Genomic DNA, 5,922 nt, shown 5'->3' with positions numbered 1-5,922 from the left:
CATGATCTTTTGTGTTCAGTATCCACTGATCATTTCGGCGCAGTCCCTCGAAATGGGCCGCGCCCGGTGTGCCGGACAAAGCTGCATAGCGTTCGGCATCGGCTCGCAGGGCGAATGGAGACAGGGTGAGGGGTCGGCCGTTCCTCAGATCATAATGTCTGCTCGCGCCCGAGAGTGCCTGGGCTTCGAGAACCGGGATCCCACCAGCCATGGTGAGGCGCAGGCTGCGATAGCGATCCTCGAGCCGGGGTATTACCGGTGGATTTCTAAAAGTCAGGATCTCATGGGTAAGACCAACGCGTTCGGCCTCCGGCGCTGGCCATGTTTTCCAGAGCATGACCATGCCCGAGAGGCACCAGAGACCCATCATCAGCCCCAGCGTAATGCCCAGCCAGCGATGAAGCAGGAACGCGTAACGCAGTCCCAGTTTACGCATCTGGCTCATGAAAGACACGCTCGGCCCAGACGCCCTATGCTGGGAGAGTCGCGCTTCCATCCTCCGATCTGATGCCACCGCGCGCGCAAACCGAGGGCGGCGTCATGGGCGAGCATGAGTCCTCCTTGCGCGGTTCTGAAACGGTCAGGGCGTAAGGCGTGGCGCACCGGTTTCAATCTCGTTTTCATCACGGGTTGGAATAAAAACAGCTCCCGGGGACAGGCGGTGAGAAGCTCTTCTTCTTCGGGCCTGGAAAGGACCATGAGGGGGATCGGGACGCGAAATCGTTGCTTGCGCATGCCGGGTTTGCGGATCGGGCACTGACCGCCCGGCAGTCGGCGCCGTACACGTTTCTGAATGCCGGTTACAGTCGAAGCGCGTTTCAATCAGTGGCGATCGTCACGCCGATCTTCCGCAATTCTTCCAGACAGGGGCAAGGATCGGCGGCTATGCCACGGCTGGCTGACAGCGCCAGGGTCGTATTGAAACCGAGCTGGCTCGCGTCTTGCGCCGTTGCCCTCACGCAGAAATCGAGCGCCAGTCCGGCCAGAAGCACATGCTCGATATCGAGCCCATGCAGCAACGCGTCCAAGCCAGTCGAGTGGCGTCGTTCATTATCGAAAAACCCCGAATAGGAGTCACAGGCCGGGTCGAGACCCTTATGGATGATATGACTTATGCGGCTCTGATCGAGCCCACTCGGAAAATCTGCCCCGGGAGTGCCTGCGACGCAATGGACCGGCCATGGTCCCCCTTCGGAAATGAAAGAGACATGTGCGGCCGGATGCCAGTCCCGTGTCGCAATGATCGCTGCAAACTCCTGTCGCACGAGCTGATTCATCGGTGGGAGGATCAGATCCCCCTCTGGTACGGCCAAGGCGCCGCCCGGCAGGAAATCATTCTGGACGTCAACGATGATCAGGGCCGTTCTGGCCGGGTTCTGCAAGGCGGGCACCATTGACAGGCTCCATGGGGTGCACCACGCGGGCGCCGGGACAATTCCCGTCCATCAGTGACCGATAACGTGGCGCATGTCATCGCCGAAATGATTCAGAGCGTCCTTGGCCGACATATGGCGCCTATGCCCATTCTCGGCGACGATGGTCACGGTTGCCGTCATGCCAGCCGCCAGATGCAGATCGGGTGGCAACTGGTCGATATGCACGCGCACCGGAATGCGTTGGGCGAGACGCACCCAGGTATAGACCGGATCGACAGAGGGTAGGCCCTGTGTGGCCGTGCTGGCGTTCATGCTGGAAATACCACGCGTGATGCTCTCCACATGGCCGAATACCGGATGATGCGCCCCCATGAGATCCATGCGCACCGGATCGCCGATCTCGATGTTGTGGACCTTGGTTTCCTCGAAATATCCGTCCACCCAATAGGAGGCGGAATCGATGATCTGGATATTCACATGGCCAGCCGTGGCAAAATCACCGGGGCGCATCAGGAGATTGGTCACGTAGCCGTCGATTGAACTGTGAACGATGGTGCGCTCGAGATCGATGCGCGCCTGTCGTAGCGCAGCTTGCGCCGCGTCATATTGCGCGTGGGCCTGCGCGGCTGCCGCGGCATATTGCTGCTTTTCCTCTCCTGATACGGCAACGCCCGGGATGATCCGCCGTCTCTGAAACTGCGACAGACGGAAATCGAGATCGGCCTTGCGTTCGGCCAGATTGGCTTCTGCGGTTGCTACCCGCACCTTGAAGTCGAAAGGGTCGATGACATAGAGCACGTCCCCCTTGTGAACGAATTCATTGTCCTGAACGCGTACCTCGAGGATCTCGCCCGAGACACGGGGGGCCATGTTCACCACCTGCGCGCGTACCTGCCCGTTTCGGGTCCAGGGGGCTGCGGTGTAATAGTCCCACAGGATCACGATGACGACCCCGGCAACGATGAGGATCGACAGGGTGATAAGCCATCTGATCAGGCGTGAGGCGCGAGCGAGCACGGGCAGGGTTCTTTCACAGGAGCCAGGTATAGAGGCCGAGCAGACAAACCAGCAGGCCGAACTGGGCGAGGGGCGGATTCCAGAAAAACCGCCAGAGATTGAGCCTGCCGAAACACCACCGTATGAGCGCGAGCGTCAGCAAGGCGAGAAAGAGATTGGCGATGAACGCCGAGACCAGCACGCCCTCGAGATCGACAACTTCACTCATCGGTAGGCTCCCTCGAGGCAGGTCTTGACAGATGTCACCATCGGGTGCGTCCGAGGCCGAAATGGAGGAGGGTCGAACGGTTATCCTGCAAGGTGGACCGCACCGCCTCAAGGCTTCCTGCGCAGAGGATGGCGACTGCCCGCTCCCGCGGCGTCGCCTCCTGCGCAATCTGCAGGAACCGGGCGCTCAATTGGGGCAGTGCATGGGCGAGGGTAGGAAAACTGGCCGAATTGACCAGGCAATGCGCCTCTGCCGAAAGCGCGCCGAGGCAGGGAGCCTGTCTCGCCTCGTCCAGATAGTGTCGTACACGGGCAAGTGTTGTTGCGAGATCCTCGAGCATGACCAGACGATTGAACACGTGGCGATTGATCGAGCGTTCGGCATCCATGCGTTTCGTCCAGGTAAGGAGCTGCGCCAGACGATCATATTTCAGGCTGAGCAATGCTGCGCCTGCGGGTCTTCCATTGCCCCGGAGTTGCGCCTCAAGATCCTGACCGATGGTCGCGGCAATACGAAAGCGGCGGCTCCTGGGTGTCGGGGGGAAAAGGAGCACCAGGATGACGAAGGCGATGACGCCCGAGACGAGATAGAAGATATTGCGCGAAATAAACGCCAGAGGATCGTAATCCTGATGATTGCTGAGCCCGAGAATAACCGGGAAGAACGCGCCGTAATTGAAGCCAATGGCGCTTGTCCGGCCATTCATGAGCATCAGGCACGCAAATATCGTGTGAGGCAGGAAGACCAGCGCCAGCGCGCCGAAGGCCGCGACATGCGGCAGAATGAAGTAATTCATGATGATGGCGACAAACACGGCGAGAGACAGGCCAAGTATGGCCCCCATACCGAATTGCGACGTATCGGCCGCCGTCGAGGCGAGCGTCAGAATGAGCGCCGCCTGGGAAAGCGCGGCCATGGAGGCCGGTTGATCGCTCGCGATGCAAAGCCCCGCCATGATGGAAAAGCCAAGCAGCACACGCAGAGCATTGACCAATGCAGCAACGTAATCCGGGTGTTGCGCGATCTGAGCCAGTTTCAGCGCTTCTCCGGCTGGCGTCGCATGCTGCAAGGTGTCGATCCCTGTGCTGATATGCAGCCGATTGCTCAACATTACGGCGCTGCGCTCGAGAAAATGGGCATCGCTGGCGTCAGGATGGTAGTCGGGCTCCTCCTCGCGCATCGCCTCGATCAGGGAGCTGACGGTCTCGTAGCGGTCGCTGTGATCCTCCCGCAATTCATGCCAGGCCAGAACGTGGCGGCGAGCAAGGGGGGTGATGGTCTTGTGGCGCAGGATATGGGCGATGGCCCTGCCCGAGCCGAGCACGGTCAGCATGCCGATGATGGCAAGACGCGCGCCCGCGCTGCGTCGCGTCGAGCGATCAATTTCCGTTCTCGCATAGGTGATCTGGGCCGAAAGGGAGAGGATATCGCCCGCCAGAGCCGTTGTTTCCATGGCATCCGGCACGGCTTCACCCTGCATCGCTTGATGACCGAAGTCGCGTATCTCGCGCGCTCTGGCTTCGAGACTATCGGCCAGTTTCTGCCAGGCTTTGGGTGAGCCTGTCAGCATATTGACGAAGGCGACCGAGGCGATGCCGATTGCGACGCAGCTCGCTCGCGAAAGGGCAACATCGAAAACGTTCTGGGGCGTGTCGATGACGTTGATTGCGACCAGCGCAATCGTATAGCCAGCCAGAAGGGCGCCGTAGGAGCGGAAGTTCCGCTCGAGTGAGCCGATATAGGTGCAGCCAGCCAGCCAGAGCGCACAGCCGCCCAGCAACATGCCACGGTCCTGACTGAAGCAAGCAATCAGAAGAATGGAGGCCGCCACGCCGAGCGCGGTGCCGATCAGACGATAGAGTGCCTTGGACAGGGCCTGCCCGCGCAAAGGCTGGGTAATGATCATGACCGTGACCGCAGCCCCGGCCGGTGCGTCCAGCTGCGCCCAGAACGCTGTTGCGAGAGCGAGGCAGATAGCCGCCCAGCTGCGCAGCGAGAAACCGATCCAGCCAGGAGGAAAGGGCGGATTGGGCAGATCGCTCGGCAGAGGCCACCAGCGTATGCGCGTCTGCGCCCCGTCGCTCATCCTGCACCATCCGGAAAACTGACTCTGTGATGAAGAACGCCTCGTGGGCTGTGCAGGTCAAGCACGCATCGCCCGGGGACGGGTCCGGAAATCTTTTGTCAGATACGCTTCAGAAACCACCCGATTCAGGGGGCACCATGCGTGAGACCAGAAGCTGATTGATCCGGAACCCGTCCACATCGACGACTTCGAACCGATAGCCTGCGGCCTCGACACGGTCAGCCTTGCGCGCCATGCGACGCAGCCGGTGCATGACGAAACCGCCGATGGTATGGAACAGGTCGCGTTCAGCATCGAGATCGATATCCAGTTCGCGAAAGACATCGCCGATCGGGGCCGCGCCGTCGATCAGCCATGAATTGGCATCACGTCGAACGATTGCCTGCTCCTCGAACGGGCTTGCCAGGCCATCCATGAGCGCCCCCATGATGTCCTTGAAGGTAATCAGCCCGACGACAAGGCCATACTCGTTGACGATAAGCGCAAACCCGGCACCATGGGTGTCGAACTGGGCGAGCGTGTCCCACAGATTCAGCGTGTCCGGCAGAGAAAGCGTATCGCGCCTCATGCGGAATATCTGACTGCTGATCGGCTGGCTTGGATCAGCATGGGGCGGCACTTCATCGACCACGGCCACGAGCACGTCCTCCGCGCGTATCGATCCAATGACGTGATCGAGGCCGCCATCGCAGAGCGGATAGCGCGAATAGGGACGGATACGCACCTTGTCACGCTGAGATTCGAGTGATTCCTGAACGTCGAGGAACACGATCTCGTCGCGTGGCGTCATAGCGGAGGTGACGGAACGATCCTGGAGGGCCAGCACGTTCTGGATCAGCTGATGCTCTTTTTCCTGCAACACGCCCGATGCCGTGCCTGCTGCTAGCATGGCGTTCAGATCTTCGGGGGTCACGGGCTCTACGGCGGAGGCGGCGGGAATGCGGAGCAGGCTCAGGAGCCAATCCGAGATGATCGAGAAAATCCAGACCGCCGGGTAAAGCACCCTGAGTGCGCCGGTGAGAAACCAGCCCACGCGCAGCGCTACCCGGTCAGGATTATTGAGCGCGATCCGCTTGGGCAGCAGATCGGCGAAAAGCACGAACAGACCGGTCACGATCACGAAGGCCAGGGTTGCAGCGGTCTTGGTCGCCACGCCCTGACTCAAGCCTGCTTCGATCAGGGCCGTGCTGAAAGCAGGGGTAAGAAGCTCACTGGAAATTACGCCGCCTAGAACG

General features: G+C 60.5%; 6 protein-coding genes. All 6 read right to left on the bottom strand.

Features of this window, described 5'->3' with window-relative positions; translation table 11 throughout:
• Positions 1 to 445: hypothetical protein (locus tag C0V97_RS15880; protein WP_199751950.1), on the bottom strand; the 445-nt coding region annotated here is incomplete at its 3' end.
• A 373-nt stretch (positions 446 to 818) separates the two neighbouring features.
• The gene (locus C0V97_RS15875) at positions 819 to 1,394 is read right to left on the bottom strand and encodes a nicotinamidase (protein WP_127103537.1); all 576 of its coding nucleotides are present in this window, start codon (positions 1,392 to 1,394) and stop codon (positions 819 to 821) included.
• Between the two features lie 51 nt (positions 1,395 to 1,445).
• Positions 1,446 to 2,393 (bottom strand): HlyD family secretion protein, encoded by a 948-nt coding sequence (locus C0V97_RS15870; RefSeq protein WP_127103536.1) that lies wholly within the window; start codon positions 2,391 to 2,393, stop codon positions 1,446 to 1,448.
• A gap of 13 nt (positions 2,394 to 2,406) precedes the next feature.
• Entirely contained in the window at positions 2,407 to 2,601 is a 195-nt protein-coding gene (locus C0V97_RS15865; protein ID WP_127103535.1) for a DUF1656 domain-containing protein, read from the bottom strand.
• Positions 2,602 to 2,635: 34 nt separating this feature from the next.
• Positions 2,636 to 4,687 carry an FUSC family protein gene (locus C0V97_RS15860; protein ID WP_127103534.1) on the bottom strand — a complete coding sequence of 684 codons (2,052 nt, stop codon included), beginning with the start codon at positions 4,685 to 4,687 and terminating at the stop codon, positions 2,636 to 2,638.
• A gap of 109 nt (positions 4,688 to 4,796) precedes the next feature.
• The coding region (locus C0V97_RS15855; RefSeq protein WP_148114947.1) for a hemolysin family protein at positions 4,797 to 5,922 on the bottom strand (1,126 nt) is incomplete at its 5' end.

Source organism: Asaia sp. W19, assembly GCF_003994335.1.
Classification (GTDB): domain Bacteria; phylum Pseudomonadota; class Alphaproteobacteria; order Acetobacterales; family Acetobacteraceae; genus Asaia.
The sequence above is the reverse complement of the archived record's forward strand: the minus strand, read 5'-3'. Positions and strand labels throughout refer to the sequence as shown.